The sequence below is a fragment of the Nocardioides jensenii JCM 1364 = NBRC 14755 genome, assembly GCF_001552535.1.
GTDB classification, from domain to species: domain Bacteria; phylum Actinomycetota; class Actinomycetes; order Propionibacteriales; family Nocardioidaceae; genus Nocardioides; species Nocardioides jensenii.
The window spans coordinates 14611-29892 of record NZ_BCRJ01000030.1; the positions used below are offsets into that span (position 1 = coordinate 14611).

17 protein-coding genes are annotated in these 15282 nt (G+C 69.5%); 10 read left to right on the top strand and 7 right to left on the bottom strand.

All coding sequences use genetic code 11. From position 1 onward, the window contains the following. Position 1 precedes the first annotated feature (1 nt). Genes hsaD through NJ4_RS08500 form a run of 5 tightly spaced genes read left to right on the top strand, consistent with a single transcriptional unit; the run spans position 2 to position 3806 of the window. Entirely contained in the window at positions 2-910 is a 909-nt protein-coding gene (gene hsaD / locus NJ4_RS08480; RefSeq protein ID WP_067433022.1) for a 4,5:9,10-diseco-3-hydroxy-5,9,17-trioxoandrosta-1(10),2-diene-4-oate hydrolase, read from the top strand. Further along, a complete protein-coding gene (gene hsaC / locus NJ4_RS08485) occupies positions 907-1806 on the top strand; it encodes an iron-dependent extradiol dioxygenase HsaC (RefSeq protein ID WP_157550953.1) in 900 nt (299 codons plus the stop codon). Before hsaD ends, hsaC begins: the two co-directional genes overlap by 4 nt. A gap of 16 nt (positions 1807-1822) precedes the next feature. After that, complete coding sequence (locus NJ4_RS08490; RefSeq protein WP_245644509.1) at positions 1823-2455, top strand: flavin reductase family protein; 633 nt, start codon at positions 1823-1825, stop codon at positions 2453-2455. A 25-nt stretch (positions 2456-2480) separates the two neighbouring features. Then, on the top strand, positions 2481-2984 hold the full coding sequence (locus NJ4_RS08495) for a TetR/AcrR family transcriptional regulator (RefSeq protein ID WP_067433025.1): 504 nt from the start codon (positions 2481-2483) through the stop codon (positions 2982-2984). A gap of 60 nt (positions 2985-3044) precedes the next feature. Beyond that, a complete protein-coding gene (locus tag NJ4_RS08500) occupies positions 3045-3806 on the top strand; it encodes an enoyl-CoA hydratase-related protein (RefSeq protein WP_067433028.1) in 762 nt (253 codons plus the stop codon). 9 nt (positions 3807-3815) lie between these two features. On the opposite strand, the gene NJ4_RS08505 is transcribed toward NJ4_RS08500, so the two are convergent. Further along, positions 3816-4694: an HpcH/HpaI aldolase/citrate lyase family protein gene (locus NJ4_RS08505; RefSeq protein ID WP_067433033.1), complete on the bottom strand. Its 879-nt coding sequence runs from the start codon at positions 4692-4694 to the stop codon at positions 3816-3818. A gap of 1 nt (position 4695) precedes the next feature. Further along, on the bottom strand, positions 4696-5790 hold the full coding sequence (locus tag NJ4_RS08510) for an HpcH/HpaI aldolase/citrate lyase family protein (RefSeq protein ID WP_067433170.1): 1095 nt from the start codon (positions 5788-5790) through the stop codon (positions 4696-4698). Positions 5791-5976: 186 nt separating this feature from the next. Between NJ4_RS08510 and NJ4_RS26605 the strand changes: the two genes are divergently transcribed. Continuing rightward, positions 5977-6210: a WhiB family transcriptional regulator gene (locus tag NJ4_RS26605; RefSeq protein ID WP_067433036.1), complete on the top strand. Its 234-nt coding sequence runs from the start codon at positions 5977-5979 to the stop codon at positions 6208-6210. Positions 6211-6236: 26 nt separating this feature from the next. Here NJ4_RS26605 and NJ4_RS08520 read toward each other — a convergent pair whose 3' ends face one another. Genes NJ4_RS08520 through NJ4_RS08535 form a run of 4 tightly spaced genes read right to left on the bottom strand, consistent with a single transcriptional unit; the run spans position 6237 to position 10939 of the window. Then, positions 6237-7208 (bottom strand): acyl-CoA dehydrogenase family protein, encoded by a 972-nt coding sequence (locus tag NJ4_RS08520; protein ID WP_067433039.1) that lies wholly within the window; start codon positions 7206-7208, stop codon positions 6237-6239. Next, positions 7208-8149: an acyl-CoA dehydrogenase gene (locus tag NJ4_RS08525; protein WP_067433042.1), complete on the bottom strand. Its 942-nt coding sequence runs from the start codon at positions 8147-8149 to the stop codon at positions 7208-7210. The genes NJ4_RS08520 and NJ4_RS08525 overlap by 1 nt, the downstream gene beginning before the upstream one ends. Then, positions 8146-9294 carry an acyl-CoA dehydrogenase family protein gene (locus tag NJ4_RS08530; RefSeq protein WP_067433045.1) on the bottom strand — a complete coding sequence of 383 codons (1149 nt, stop codon included), beginning with the start codon at positions 9292-9294 and terminating at the stop codon, positions 8146-8148. Before NJ4_RS08530 ends, NJ4_RS08525 begins: the two co-directional genes overlap by 4 nt. A 1-nt stretch (position 9295) precedes the next feature. Beyond that, complete coding sequence (locus NJ4_RS08535; RefSeq protein ID WP_067433048.1) at positions 9296-10939, bottom strand: FadD3 family acyl-CoA ligase; 1644 nt, start codon at positions 10937-10939, stop codon at positions 9296-9298. An 82-nt stretch (positions 10940-11021) separates the two neighbouring features. Between NJ4_RS08535 and NJ4_RS08540 the strand changes: the two genes are divergently transcribed. The 4 genes from NJ4_RS08540 to NJ4_RS08555 are packed head-to-tail and all read left to right on the top strand — an operon-like array spanning position 11022 to position 14772. Next, positions 11022-12233: an acyl-CoA dehydrogenase family protein gene (locus tag NJ4_RS08540; protein WP_067433051.1), complete on the top strand. Its 1212-nt coding sequence runs from the start codon at positions 11022-11024 to the stop codon at positions 12231-12233. After that, positions 12230-13033, top strand: a complete 804-nt coding sequence (locus NJ4_RS08545; protein WP_067433055.1) for an SDR family oxidoreductase — start codon at positions 12230-12232, stop codon at positions 13031-13033. Before NJ4_RS08540 ends, NJ4_RS08545 begins: the two co-directional genes overlap by 4 nt. Beyond that, positions 13026-13616 carry a TetR/AcrR family transcriptional regulator gene (locus NJ4_RS08550; RefSeq protein ID WP_067433058.1) on the top strand — a complete coding sequence of 197 codons (591 nt, stop codon included), beginning with the start codon at positions 13026-13028 and terminating at the stop codon, positions 13614-13616. Before NJ4_RS08545 ends, NJ4_RS08550 begins: the two co-directional genes overlap by 8 nt. After that, positions 13609-14772, top strand: coding sequence for an acetyl-CoA C-acetyltransferase (locus NJ4_RS08555; RefSeq protein ID WP_067433061.1), 1164 nt, complete (start codon positions 13609-13611; stop codon positions 14770-14772). The genes NJ4_RS08550 and NJ4_RS08555 overlap by 8 nt, the downstream gene beginning before the upstream one ends. Here NJ4_RS08555 and NJ4_RS08560 read toward each other — a convergent pair. Continuing rightward, entirely contained in the window at positions 14756-15229 is a 474-nt protein-coding gene (locus tag NJ4_RS08560; protein WP_157550955.1) for a hypothetical protein, read from the bottom strand. The two genes, NJ4_RS08555 and NJ4_RS08560, sit on opposite strands and share 17 nt — an antisense overlap. Positions 15230-15282 lie beyond the last annotated feature (53 nt).

The following is a 15282-nucleotide window of genomic DNA, read 5'->3' on the forward strand; positions in this document are numbered from 1 at the left end:
CGTGACGCTGGCACAGGACGACGTGCGCCGCACCGCCACGGTCGACGGGATCACGATCAGCTACTACGACAGCTCCCCGTCGGACGAGGAGGTTGCGCAGCAACCGTCGCGAGACCGGGGGAGCAGGCTGCCGTTGGTGATGCTCCATGGTGGCGGCCCCGGCGCATCCGCATGGTCGAACTTCGGCGCGGCCCTTCCTGGCTTCGCCCAGGACTTCCGCACGATCCTCATCGACCAGCCGGGGTTCGGTGGCTCTGACAAACCGCCGGTGGAGGGCAACTACTACCGTTTCGCGGCGAAGTACGTCATCGGCCTGCTCGACCAGCTGGGCCTCGACCGCGTGCACCTGCTTGGCAACAGCCTCGGCGGCGGTACCGCCATGCGCCTTGCCCTCGAGCACCCCAGGCGCGTGGCGCGCCTGGTGCTGATGGGCCCGGGCGGCCTGTCCTTGAATCTCTTCCACGCCGACCCGACCGAGGGGGTCAGGCGGCTCATGGAGTTCGGTGCCAATCCGAGTCGTGAGGCGCTGAGGGCCTTCATCTCGACCATGGTGGTCAACCAGTCACTGGTCACCGACGAACTGGTCGAGGAGCGCTTCGCCGACGCGACCGCTCCCGGTTCCCGCGAGGCGATGGCCTCGATGGGCGCCTCGTTCTGGAACCCCGACACCTTCGAGGACGGCATGCTCTGGCGCGAGGCCCACAGGCTGCGCCAGCACACGCTGCTCACGTGGGGTCGCGAGGACAGGGTGAATCCGCTCGACGGTGCACTGGTTGCCCTGAAGCTGATCCCGAAGGCACAGCTGCACGTGTTCCCGAACTGCGGCCACTGGGCCCAGATCGAGGCTGCCGAGGAGTTCCGCCAGGTGACCACCCAGTTCCTGGACAACCATGTGGAGAGGGCCAAATGACGATCGACATCAGGTCCATGGGCTACGTGCGCGTGGCCTCCACCCACCTCGACCAGTGGCGGCACTTCGGGTCGAAGGTCCTCGGCCTGGCCGAGGGGCGCGGCCCCGCCCCGGACAACCTCTACTTCCGCATCGACGAGGTCTCCGCCCGCCTGGTCGTGTTTCCCTCCGACGTCGACCGGCTCGAGGCCACTGGCTGGGAGGTGGCCGACCACCGGGCCCTGCAGGCCGCCCGTGACCACCTGCGCGAAGCCGGCGTCGCGTTCGAGGAAGGCACCCCGGAGGAGCTGGCCGAGCGACGCGTCCAGGAGCTGGTGCGCTTCCAGGACCCCTGGGACAACGTCTTCGAGCTCTTCCACGGCATCACCTACGAGGCGCGCCCCGTCGTGACGCCGTACGCCGCCAGCTTCGTCACCGGTGACCAGGGGATGGGCCACATTGTCGTCCCGGTCACCGACGACGTGGAAGCGCTGCGCTTCTACACGGAGGTTCTGGGCTTCCGGCTCCGTGACTCGATGAGCATGCCCGGCGAGTTCGTCGGCAAGGAGCCGGGCTCCAAGGTCTGGCTGCGGTTCCTCGGCGTCAACCCGCGTCACCACTCGCTGGCCTTCCTGCCCATGCCGAATCCGGCCAGGTGCGTGCACATCATGCTCGAGGTGGAGAAGCTCGACGATGTCGGCCGCGCCCTCGAGCGGGTGCGCAAGAACAAGGCTCCGTTGTCGGCCACGCTCGGGCGCCACATGAACGACGAGATGGTGTCCTTCTACGTGAGGTCGCCCGGCGGGTTCGATGTCGAGTTCGGCACCGAGGGGCTGCAGGTCGATGATGCGCGCTGGGTCGCGCGGGAGTCGACGGCCGTGTCCTACTGGGGTCACGACTTCGGTGGCGGAGCCTGACGGGACAATGGGTGTCATGACCGATCGAGAGATCCCCTCGGGGATGCGTGATGACGCGCGCGAGTCCTGGCCGCCCCAGACCCTGATCGAGTCCTTCCTCGGCAACTTCAACTTCGAGTTCCGTCCGGGCGAGGACACCGACATCGCCGACACGGCGGCTGCCCAGGCGGCGGCGCGCCGCTTCCGCGACGTCCTCGGTCGCTATGCCAGTGGCGTCACCGTGGTCACCTCGATGTCCGGTGACGAGCCGGTCGGGATGACCTGCCAGTCGTTCTCGTCGGTGTCCCTCGACCCGCCCCTGGTCACGTTCATCCCGGCGAAGACCTCCCGCGCCTGGCCGATGATCCAGCGCTCCGGGCACTTCTGCGTGAACTTCCTCGCCGACGGCCAGGCCGACCTCTCCAACACCATGGCCAGCCGCGGTGTCGACAAGTTCGCCGGTCTCGCCTGGTCTCCCTCGAAGACCGGCGCACCACTGTTCGACGGCATCGTGGGCTACGTCGACTGCACCATCCACGCCGTGCACGAGGCGGGTGACCACTACATCGTGGTCGGGCGGGTCCAGGACATGGACTTCACGGTTGATCCGACCGGGGACTCGCCGGATCCACTGCTCTACTTCCAGGGCGCCTACCGCACCGTCACGTGAACCGGGTGGATGGAAGGATGCCCGTGTGAGCGACCCGGAGGCCGACCTCGACGAGCTGGGCGACGCGCTCGACCACGGAGTCGGCCGGGAGCGCGCGGATCCCGGTGCGGACTTCTCCGACCGCCTGGCGCGTCGATTCCTCCGCCTGTGCGAGAACTCCGTCACCCGCGACCGGATGCTGCGCATGGTGCAGGCGAGTGTGTCCGACGCCGGGTCCGCGCAACGGTTCTACAGCTTCCTGAACAACCGGATGTCCGGCCTGGTCGGCCGCCGACGACGGGTGCAGATCTCCACCTCGCGCATGGAGCTGATCGGCTCCCAGCTGATGGGGATGGCCATGTTGCGCTACGTGCTGGAGGTGGAGCCGATCGCGTCGATGTCGATCGACGAGCTGGCGCCGATGGTGGCCGCCGGCGTACGCGGCGTGCTCCGCAGTGAGCCGGGCAGGGCCGCGGAGCCAGGAGCAGGCCCCGATCCGTTCGACAGCACCGCGTTGCTGCCCTACAAGGCGACCGGTCGGCCGCTCTGACTGTCTCGCCGTCCTGACCCACGACGTACGACGCCCGCGCAGCGCCGTACTCTGCACTGCGTGCGTGAAGACCTCCTGATCAGCCGTGGTGACGACATCGTCACCGTCACCTTCAACCGGCCCGAGCGCCACAACGCCTTCACCCAGGCCATGTACGCCGGCCTGCGCGACCTCTGCGCGGAGCTGCGCGAGGACGCCTCGGTGAAGGTGCTCGTGCTCCGCGGTGCCGGTGGCCGTGCGTTCGCGGCCGGGAACGAGATCTCAGACTTCGTCAACGCCGACGCAGTGGCCTACGAGACGTGGATCCGTGAGCTGCTGCAGTCGCTCTTCGAGCTACCGCAGGTCACCGTGGCTGCGGTCGAGGGCGTGTGCGTCGGCGGCGGTCTCGCCGTGGCCACACACTGCGACCTGCGCATCGCGACGCCGGGCTCACGCTTCGGCTACCCGATCGCACGCACGCTCGGCAACGCACTGTCGGCGCCGATCGTCTACCGGTGCTCGTCGGTCTTCGGGGAGTCGCTGACCCGCGAGATGCTGCTGGCCTCGCGCCTCGTCGACGCCGAGCGGGCCTACGCCGTTGGTGCACTGATGGCAGTCACCGAGGACCTCGACACCGAGCTGGCCAGCCTGGTCGACGGTATCCGCAAGGCGTCGGGGGTCACCCTGCGCACCACGAAGGCCCAGCTGACCGCACGCGCCGAGACCCTCGAAGCAGCGCCGTCGGATGACGACGACGTGCTCCGAGAGGTCTACACCGGCAGTGACTTCGCCGAGGGCGTGCGCGCGTTCCTGGCCAAGGAGAAGCCGGCCTTCAAGGCCTGAGCGACGTGCTCAGGCGTCGAGCGCGGTGATCGCCTCGGCGATCGAGAGGGTGCGCTGCGCGGACTCGACGTGCAGGTTCTCGACCATCTTGCCGTTGTAGGTCACCACGCCCGAGCCCTTGCCGTCCTCGAAGGCCTGGATCAGGCCCCGTGCGTCCTCGACCGCGGCCTCGCTGGGCGCGAAGGCTGTGTTGGCGCCCTCGACCTGGCCGGGGTGGATCAGCGTCTTCCCGTCGAAGCCCATCTGGCGACCCTGGTCGCACTCGGCGAGGAAGCCGTCGATGTTCTTGACGTCGTTGTAGACGCCGTCGATGACCGCGATGCCGGCGGCGCGGCCGGCGAGCAGAGCGGTGTGCAGGCTGGGCAGGATCGGTGCGCGGCCGGGGACGTGCTCGGCGTACAGCTCCTTGACCAGGTCGTTGGTGCCGAGCACGAACGCGCCGAGTCGCTCGGAGGCACGCGCGATCGAGAGCGCGTCGAGGATCGCGATGGGTGTCTCGACCATCGCCCACAGCTTCGTGTGCTCGGGTGCGCCCGCCTTCTCCATCGCGGCGACCAGTTGCTTCACCTCGTCGGCCGAGTTGACCTTGGGCACGACGATCGCGGCCGGGCCGGCCTGCGAGGCGGCGACGATGTCGGCGTCGTGCCACTCGGTGCCGATGCCGTTGACCCGGATGGTGACCGTACGACGACCGTAGTCACCGCTCGAGGCGGCGGCTGCGGCCGTCTCGCGGGCGGTCGGCTTGGCGTCGGGGGCCACCGCGTCCTCGAGGTCGAGGATCAGGCCGTCGCAGGCGATCGACTTGGCCTTCTCGAGAGCCCGCTCGTTGGAGCTGGGCATGTAGAGGACGGAACGGAGCGGAGTGAACGCGGAGCTGGTCTCGGGCATCTCAGGCCTCCACGGAGATCGCGTCGTACTGCTTCTTCAGCTCGGGGTCGATGGCGGCCAGCTCCTCGGCCAGGGCGACCATCACCTTGCACTGCTTCACGGAGGCGTCGTCCTCCATCTTGCCGTCGAGCATCACCGCACCGGTGCCGTCGCCCATGGCCGCGATGACGCGACGTGCGTGGGTGACGTCTTCGACGCTGGGGGAGAAGACCTTGTTGGCGATCGCGATCTGCTTGGGGTGCAGCGACCAGGCGCCGACGCAGCCGAGCAGGAAGGCGTTGCGGAACTGGTCCTCGCAGCCGACGACGTCGGCGATGTCCCCGAAAGGTCCGTAGTACGGGAAGATTCCGTGCATCGCGCAGGCGTCGACCATGCGCGAGATCGTGTAGTGCCAGAGGTCCTGCTGGAAGATCGCACGCGGGGCGTCGATCTGGCTGTTGCCCTCGGCGTCACGGGGTGCGTCCTCGCGGACGAGGTAGCCGGGGTGGCCGCCGCCGACGCGGGTGGTCTTCATGCGCCGGTCCGCGGCGAGGTCGGCCGGGCCGAGCGAGAGGCCCTGCATGCGCGGCGAGGCGGCGCAGATCTCCTCGATGTTGGCGACCCCGCGTGCCGTCTCGAGGATCGCGTGCACCTGGAGTGGCTTGGTGATGCCGGCCTTGGCCTCGAGCTGGGCCAGGATCCGGTCGATGTAGTGGATGTCCTCGGCGCCCTGCACCTTCGGGACCATGATCACGTCGAGCTTGTCGCCGATCGCCGGGACCAGGGTGGTCAGGTCGTCGAGCACCCAGGGGGAGTCGAGGGAGTTGATCCGGGTCCAGAACTGGGTCGGCCCACTGGCTGAACCAAGATTGGCAACCTCCTGGCCGATCTTCACGAGGCCGTTGCGGGCCTTCTCCTTGTTCTCGGCCTTGACCGCGTCCTCGAGGTTCCCGAGGAGGACGTCGGTGGTGCCGACCATGGCGGGCACCTTCGCCGCCATCTTCTCGTTGCCGGGGTCGAAGAAGTGGATCGCCCTCGACGGGCGGGCCGGCATCTCACGCAACGGCGCGGGCGCACCGACGGCGAGTGGGGCGAAGAAGTCCTTGGCGGTACGCAACGATCTGCTCCTCAGGTCTGCCGGCACGCCCACAGGGACGGCATGCCGGGATTCACCGGCGAACCTAGCAGGGCTGCCGACCCGGTCGGTATGACCAATCCCACGCGAGACAGTCGCTCATCTCAGGGTTCGACTAAGGCATCTTCCCGATGCGGTGCCCTACCTCAGGAGGCCACGCTCGAGAGCGTGACGTCGCCACCCTGCACCCAGTCGCCGGAACTGTTCTTCGCCGAGCACCCTGCCGCCCTCGCCAAGGCGCGTGAGCTCTGCGCCGCGTGCCCCCTGGCCGCGGACTGTCTGGCCGGAGCGCTCGAGCGCTCCGAGCCGTACGGGGTGTGGGGTGGGCAGATCGTCGTCGACGGAGTGATCGTGGCCAGCAAGCGTGGGCGGGGACGCCCCCGCAAGAGTGAGGCCGCCTAGCGGACTGCTGAGCCGGTGGCACCGACTCAGAGAGCCAGCGCCGCCCGGTGCTCGTGAGCGCGGCCGAAGAGCTGACTCAGCGCGTGCGCGCGCTTGAAGACCAGGTGCGCGTCGTGCTCCCAGGTGATGGCCACGCCCCCGTGCAGCTGGACCGTCTCGCCGGCGACCTTGTCGAGCGCATCCGAGCACCATGACTGGGCCACGGCCGCGCGCTCGGCGAGCGTCGCGGCAGCCTCGTCACCGGGTGTCTCGAGGTAGGCCGCAGCCGCTGCCGTCGCCGCCCACGAGGCCGAACGCGAGGTCTCCACGAGCACCAGCATGTCGGCCATCCGGTGCTTGAGCGCCTGGAACGACCCGATCGGGCGCCCGAACTGCTCCCGTTCCTTCGTGTAGGCCATGGTCATGTCGAGTCCGCGTTGCATCGCCCCCACGGCCAGTGCGGTCGCCAGTGCCGCGGCCACGTCGCGGATCGGACCCGCCGGAGCGGCCGGCGCGCGGACAGCGGCGAGTCGCAGTGTCTGGTCGACCGTGACCGCCGACGTCGCCGGCGCCGGCACCTCCACCAGGCCGTCATCGACGGCGAGCACCAGATCGGCACCGGCCGCATCGAGCACCAACGTCGGGTCGAGCACCACGGTGGCGATCTCACCGGCCGCGACCCGCGGTAGCCAGGCGCTCTTCTGCTCCTCGGTGCCGAGCAGCCGGATGGCCGCACACGCGATCGTGGTCGCCAGCAGCGGAGAAGGGGCCAGCGAGCGACCGAGCTCCTCGAGCACCACCGCCGACTCGAACAACGTGGCACCGACGCCGTCGTACTCCTCGGGAACGGGAAGTGCGGCGGCTCCGACCTGCTCGCACAGGAGCGACCAGAGGCGTACGTCGTACCCGGGCTCGGAGTCGATCGCGGCGCGCACCGCCTGGCTGTCGGCGTGCCGGGTCAGCAGTCCGCGGATCAGCTCGTGGAGGTCCTGTTGGTCCTCGGAGAGGCCGAAGTGCATCAGCTCACCAACTCGCGCAGGAGTCGCGCCCGGTGGTCGGCAGGGGTTCCCCAGGCCGCGACCAGCGCCCGCACCTTCGTGATCCAGATGCTGAGGTCGAACTCCTGGGTGTAGCCGATCGCGCCATGGACCTGCAGGCCCACCCGCGAGGCGAGGTGGGCCGCCTCCGCCGCGCTCACCTTGGCCGCTGACACCGCGCGGGACGTCGGGTCGAGGCCGGCGCCCTGGACCAGTGGACGGGCGAAGTCGAGTGCGATGCGTACGTCGGCCAGCTGGTGCTTGATCGCCTGGTAGGAGCCGATCTCGCGGCCGAACTGTCGGCGCTGCTTCACGTAGGTGACCGAGTCGGCCAGCAGCCGCTCACCGGCTCCGAGCAGCTGCGCGGCAGTGGCCAGGGCGGCCAGGTCGTGGGCCCGGATCGGCGTGGTCGTGGTCGTGAGAGTGGCACCCGGCGCGACTGTCGCCAAGCGGCGAGTGGCGTCGACCGAGGTGAGGCCGCCCTGCACGACGGCTTCGCTCAACGTGTCGCCGTCGAGGAACAGCACGATCTCCGCGACCTCGCCGTCCAGTGCGTAGGGCGTGCGTGGCGGAGCGGCAACCGTGGCCACCGCCCCCTCGGCCAGGCGCTCCAGCAGGGCCGGGTCCTCGACCAGGCCGGGGAGGAACGCGGCCGACTCCACCCACGGGCCGGGCACACCGTGGCGGCCCAGTGCCTCGAAGGCGATCGTCAGCTCGACCGGCGACGCGCCCATGCCGCCCGCGGACTCGGGGATCACGAGCGCGTTGACGCCCTGCTCGGCGAGCCTGGCCCACAGGGCCAGACCCGGTCCGGTGTCGCCCGCGGCCCACGACCGCGCCACGGCCACCGGGTCGGAGGCCCCGAGCAGCTTGTCGAGGGACTCGGCGAAGGACGCCTGCTCTGCTGTCGCGGTGAACCTCATGACCGTGCTCCCTTCGGTTCCCTGGGCAGACCGAGGATGCGCTCGGCCACGATGTTGCGCTGGATCTCGTTGGTGCCGGCGTAGATCGGACCCGAGAGCGAGAAGAGGTAGCCGTCCGTCCAGGTCGAGGTGACCTCTGACTCCGGGCCGAGCAGGTCGAGAGCGGTCTCGTGCAGGGCGACGTCGAGCTCGCTCCACCACACCTTGTTCACCGAGCCGGCCGCACCCATGTCGCCGCCGTCGGCCAGGCGAGTGACCGTGCCCCACGTGTAGAGCCGGTAGGCCTCCGCCTTGGTCCAGGCATCCACCACCCGGTCCGCGAGACGCGGGTCGGGGCGTTCGGCGTACAACGCCAGCAGGCGGTCGGCGGCCGCGGTGAAGCGGCCGGGGGACCGCAGGGACAGGCCACGCTCGTTGCCGGCGGTGCTCATCGCCACCCGCCAGCCGTCGCCGGGGGCGCCGAGCACGTCGGCGTCGGGCACGAAGACGTCCTCGAAGAAGATCTCCGCGAAGCCGGGCTCACCGTCGAGCTGGGCGATCGGGCGCACCGTGATGCCCGCGGTGTCGAGGGGGAACAGGAAGTAGGTCAGCCCGCGGTGTCGCTCGGCGGTGGGATCGGAGCGGAACAGCCCGAAGCCCCAGTGCGCGTACGACGCCCGCGAGGACCACGTCTTCTGCCCGTTCAAGAGCCACCCGCCACGGGCGTCGTCCCGGGTGGCGGTGGAGCGCAGCGAGGCGAGGTCGGAGCCGGCCTCGGGCTCGGACCAGGCCTGGGCCCAGACCTTCTCGCCGGTCGCCATCGTGGGCAGGAACCGGTCCTGCTGCTCGGCGGTGCCGTGGTCGAAGATGATCGGGGCGAGCAGGAAGATGCCGTTCTGGGAGACCCGTCCGGGGGCGCCGGCGCGGTAGTACTCCTCCTCGAAGATCACCCACTCGACCAGGGACGCCTCGCGTCCGTGGTAGGCCTTGGGCCACGACACGACCGACCATCGACTCTCGGCCAGCCTCGCCTCCCATGCCTGGTGCGCGGTCCAGCCCTCGGCGGTGTCCATCGACGGGAGCGGCTCGGTCGGCACGTTCGCGGCCAGCCAGGCTCGGGCCTCGTCGCGGAACGCGATCTGGTCGGGGGTGAGATCCAGGTCCATGTCAGTTCTCCTTCGATTCCCGAGGAAGCACGCCGGCGCCGTCTCGCAGTTCGTTCTTGAGCACCTTGCCGCCCAGGTTGCGGGGGAGTGCGTCGATGAACTCCACCTGCCGCGGCACCTTGAAGTTGGCGATCCGCTCCCTGGCGAACGCGATCACGTCGTCCTCACCGAGGTCCGCGCCCTCGCGGCGTACGACGAACGCCTTGCCGACCTCACCCATGCGGGCGTCGGGAACGCCCACCACGGCTGACTCGACGACGCCCTCGAGACGGGCCAGGGCCTGTTCGACCTCGGCGGGGTAGACGTTGAAGCCGCCCGAGATGTACATGTCCTTGAGGCGGTCGGTGATGCGCAGGTAGCCGGCCTCGTCCACGACGCCGACGTCGCCGGTGTGCAACCAGCCGTCGGCGTCGATCGCCTCCGCAGTGGCTTCGGGGTCGTCCAGGTAGCCGAGCATCACCATCGGCCCGCGCAGGTGCAGCTCGCCCTCCTCGCCAGGGCCTCGCACCTCCCCGGTGGCGGGGTCGACGATGCGGACCTCGTGCCCCTCGACGGCCCGGCCGCAGGTGTTTGCCACCACATCGTCCGGGTCACCGGGCCGGCACATCGTGCCCATCACGCACTCGGTCATCCCGAAGGCGGTGAGCACCAGGTCGAAGCCGAGCTCGTTCTGCATCCGCTCGACGAGTGCAACCGGCACCACCGAGGCCCCCGTGTTGGCCAGGCGCAGTGACGAGGTGTCGGTCTCGTGGAATGCGGGGGACTCGAGCAGCGAGTGGAAGATCGCGGTCGCGCCGGGCACGACCGAGATGCGCTCCTCCGCGATCAGCGACAGCACGGCGTCGGTGTCGAAGGTGGCCATCGGATAGAGGGTGGCTCCGGTCAGCACGCACGCGACGATGCCCACCTTGTAGCCGTAGGTGTGGAAGAACGGGCTGATCACCAGGTAGCGGTCGTCGGCGCTGAGCTCGCCGGTGGATCCCCAGACCTGCGCCGCCGAGATGGTCTGGCGATGCGCGGTCACCACGCCCTTCGAGCGCCCGGTGGTGCCGGAGGTGAAGAGGATGTCAGCAACGTCGTCCGGTGAGACCGCGTCGGCGACGGCCTCGATGGCGGCCGGATCGACCGAGGCGCCGACGGAGGCGAGGTCGGCGAAGGGCGTGGTACCGGGCGAGCTGCCCTCGCCGATGCGAACGACGGCGCGGACCGACGGGAGGCCCTCGATGACGTCGCTCTCGGCTCCGAGCTCGGACGCGCGGGCGAGCTCGCCGGCCGCCTCGCTGAGCTCGTCGAGCTGGCGCCGACCGAGGAAACCGTCGGCGACCACGAGAAGCACGGCGCCGGTGCGCTCCACCACGTCGGCCACCTCGGCCCCCTTGTAGCGCGTGTTCAGGGGCACCAGGGTGGCGCCGGCGTACGACACGGCCAGTCCGGCGACGACCCACTCCCAGCCGTTGGGGGCCCAGATCGCCACCCGGTCGCCCGGACGCAGACCGAGCGCGGCGTAGCCCCGGGCAGTGGCCCGCACCTCCTCGAGCAGCTCACCCCAGGTCAGCCTGGTCCCTCCGTCGACGACGGCCGGGTGACCGGCGTACGTCGTGGCAGCGCGACGGAGCGCTCGGGGCAGCGTGTGCGGGCCGGTCATGGTGGTGTCCTCCTGGTAACCAAACAAGTGCTTGGTAGGCTACCTTAGTCGGGAACACCCTCCACGCGAAAGGACTGTCCCAGTGGATCTGACCCACTCCTCCGAGGACGAGGCGTTCCGGTCCGAGGTGCGCCAATGGCTCGGCGACCACCTGGTCGGCGACTTCGCCGACCTCAAGGGACGGGGCGGCCCGGGCAACGACCTCGAGGCGCACGACGAGCGACTCGAGTGGGACCGGCACCTGGCTCGCCACGGCTGGACCTGCATCGGCTGGCCCGAGGAGCACGGTGGACGCGGACTCTCGTTGATGCAGCAGGTCATCTTCCACGAGGAGTACGCCCGGGCGAACGCTCCGGTCCGCGTCAACCACCTGGGCGAGGAACTGCTCGGCCCGACCCTGATCGCGTTCGGCACCCCCGAGCAGCAACGGCGATTCCTGCCGAAGATCCGGGCCGTCGAGGAGCTGTGGTGCCAGGGCTACTCCGAGCCCGGCGCGGGCTCCGACCTGGCCAACGTCTCCACCCGGGCCCGCCTCGTCGAGGCCGGCTCGGCCACCGGCCGCGAGTGGGCGATCGACGGCCAGAAGGTCTGGACCTCCCTGGCCCAGTTCGCCGACTGGATCTTCGTCATCGCCCGCACCGAACCCGGCTCGACGCGGCACCACGGGCTCAGCTTCCTGCTCGTGCCCACCAAGCAGGACGGTGTCGAGATCCGCGGCATCGAGCAGCTGACCACCGGTGCGGAGTTCAACGAGGTCTTCTTCACCGACGCCCGCACGGACGCTGACCTGATCGTCGGCGAGCCCGGCGCCGGGTGGGGCGTTGCCATGGGCCTTCTCGGGTTCGAGCGCGGCGTCTCCACGCTCGGCCAGCAGGTCGGGTTCGCCCGGGAGTTCGGCGCCGTCGTCGACCTCGCCAGGGCCAACGGGGCCATCGACGACCCGGTGATCCGCGACCGACTGGCCGACGCCAAGGTCGGCCTCGAGGTCATGCGCCTCAACGCGTTGCGCAGCCTGTCGCAGGTCACCGCCGGTTCGGACTCGTCCGCGGCCGGGGGAGCGGGCTCGATCGCCAAGCTGGTCTGGGGAAACTGGCACCGGCGTCTCGGCGAGTTGGCGATGCAGGTGGCCGGCGCCGACGGTCTGACCGCCCGCGGAGCGCCCTACGACCTCGACAGGTTCCAACGACTCTTCCTCTTCAGCCGGGCCGACACGATCTACGGCGGCTCCGACGAGATCCAGCGCAACATCCTCTCCGAGCGTGTGCTCGGACTACCCAGGGAGGCACGTCCATGAGCATCCATCGTCCCGAGCAACCAGCACCCGCCTACGTCTCCGGACACGGGCTCCTCACCGACAAGGTCGTGGTGGTCACCGCCGCAGCCGGTGCCGGCATCGGCGCGGCCGTCGTACGCCGGGTGCTCGAGGAGGGCGCCCGAGCGGTCGTGCTCAGCGACACCCACGCACGACGCCTCGCGGAGGCCGAGGCCGAGCTGGCCGGCGAGTTCGGCGCCGACCGAGTCCGTTCGCTGACCTGCGACGTCACCGACGAGGCGCAGGTCGCCGCCCTGCTCGACGCCGCCGACGAGTTCGGTGGGGTCGACGTGATGATCAACAACGCCGGCCTGGGCGGCGAGGTGAGCGTGCTGGAGATGACCGACGACCAGTGGGGCATGGTCCTCGACATCACCCTCAACGGCACCTTCCGCTGCGTCCGCGCTGCCGGCCGGCGGATGGTGGCGGCCGGCAAGAAGGGCGTCATCATCAACAATGCCTCCGTGGTCGGGTGGCGGGCCCAGGAGGGGCAGGCGCACTACGCGGCGGCCAAGGCCGGAGTGATGGCGCTGACCAGGTGCGCCGCCCTCGACATGGCGCCGCACGGCATCCGCGTCAACGCCGTCTCCCCGAGCCTGGCCATGCACCCGTTCCTCGAGAAGGTGACCACGCCCGAGTTGCTCACCGAGCTCAAGCAGCGCGAGGCCTTCGGCCGTGCCGCCGAGCCCTGGGAGGTGGCCAACGTGATGGTCTTCCTGGCCAGTGACTACTCCTCCTACCTCACCGGCGAGGTCATCTCAGCGAGCAGCCAGCATGCCTGAGACCGCAGCGGAGAGCCGCCGCGAGGAGCTGCTGCGCATCGCCGCGGGACTCTTCGCCGAGAAGGGCTTCAAGAACACCACCGTTCGTGACATCGCCGACGCCGCCGGCATCCTCTCCGGCAGCCTCTACCACCACTTCGACTCCAAGGAGTCGATGGTGGACGAGATCCTCGTGCGTTTCCAGACCGAGCTGTTCGGCAGGTACGACGAGATCCTGGCCAGCGACCTCGATGCGCGCACCAAGATCGAGCAGGCGGTGCGGCTCTCGTTCGAGACGATCGACCGACGCGGACCCGAGGTCGCGATCTTCCAGAACGATGCCGGCTACCTCGGCAACTTCGACCGCTTCGCCTACCTCGCGGATCGCAACGCACAGTCCCGTCAGGTCTGGATGACCCTGCTCACCGAGGGCATCGAGGCCGGCGTGGTCCGCAAGGACCTGGACATCCAGCTGGTCTACCGCTTCATCCGCGACACCGTCTGGGTGGCCGTGCGCTGGTACCGCCCCGGCGGCGACCTCACCCCCGACCACGTGGCCGACCAATATCTTGCCATTCTTCTCGAAGGGATCACCCATGGCTGAGGCCTACATCATCGACGCCGTCCGCACCCCGGTCGGCAAGCGCGGTGGCGCGCTCGCCGGCATGCACTCGGCCGACCTCGGTGCCCACTCCCTGTCCGCCCTGATCCGCCGCACCGGCGTCGACCCGGGGGCGGTCGACGACGTGATCATGGGCTGTTGCGACACCATCGGGTCCCAGGCCGGCGACGTGGCCCGCACTGCCTGGCTCGTGGCCGGGCTTCCCGACCATGTCCCCGGCGTGACGATCGACCGCCAGTGCGGCTCCTCCCAGCAGGCGGTGCACTTCGCGGCCCAGGGCGTCATGTCCGGCACCCAGGACCTCGTCGTGGCCGGCGGCTTGCAGAACATGAGTGCCATCCCGATCTCGGCAGCCATGATCGTGGCCGACCAGTACGGCTTCACCACGCCGTTCGCGCAGTCACCCGGCTGGGCGAAGCGGTACGGCGACGTCGAGGTCTCGCAGTTCAACTCCGCCCAGATGATCGCCGAGAAGTGGGACATCTCTCGTGAGGAGATGGAGCAGTTCGCCCTCACCTCCCACGAACGCGCCAGGGCAGCCATCGCCGAGGGTCGGTTCGCTCACGAGATCGAGCCCGTCACGCTGACCGACGGTTCGGTCTTCGACACCGACCAGTGCCCGAGGGACACGTCGTTGGAGAAGATGGCCGGTCTGCAGCCGCTGCAGCCCGGAGGTCGGATCACCGCCGGTGTGGCCTCCCAGATCTGTGACGCCTCCTCGGCCCTGCTGATCGCCTCGGAGCAGGCCGTCAAGGATCACGGGCTGACCCCACGGGCGCGCATCCACCACCTCTCGGTGCGGGGCGACGACCCCATCTGGATGCTCACCGGCCCGATCACCGCGACGAAGCACGCCCTGGCCAAGGCGGGCATGTCCATCGACGACATCGACCTCTTCGAGTGCAACGAGGCGTTCGCGTCCGTCGTACTCGCGTGGTCGAAGGAGACCGGCGCCCCGTTGGACAAGGTCAACGTCAACGGCGGAGGCATCGCCCTGGGCCACCCGATCGGAGCCACCGGGGCCAGACTGATGACGACCCTGCTCAACGAGCTCGAACGCACCGGTGGCCGCTTCGGTCTGCAAACCATGTGCGAGGGCGGCGGTCAGGCGAACGTCACGATCATCGAGCGTATGTGAACTGAGGAGGAACAGCCCTCGCCCTGGCCACGATGACGGTGACCAGGGTCGCCACCCAACCGGCGAGGGTCAGCAGGGCGAAGCCGAGGGCCAGCTGTCCGCTCAGCTCGATCAGCCGGTCGGAGTGGCCGAAGACCTGGGTGAGGAACGACAGCTCGCTGTCCTCGGAGTCGCCGAAGTCGGGCAGGAAGAGCCCGAACCCGAGCATGCCGAACCACATGACCAGGTGCGCGATCGACTGCGCCGTGGTGAAGCGACGAGGCCGGGTCGCCACCGTGTAGGCGAGCACGTTCGAGATCACCAGCGCCACGACGACGAACGGACCGGCCATCAGCGGCAGGATCAGCAGGAACCAGCCGCCCACGCCGAAGAGCACGCGCCCGGCCCACGCCCAGAACAGCAAGGTGACCGTCAGGGGGAGGTTGGCGATGAACAGGAACCGTCCGAAACTCTGCATGCCTCGATCCTTTCCGATGGAGTGGCCGTTGAACCGGGCACGCATACTCAGCT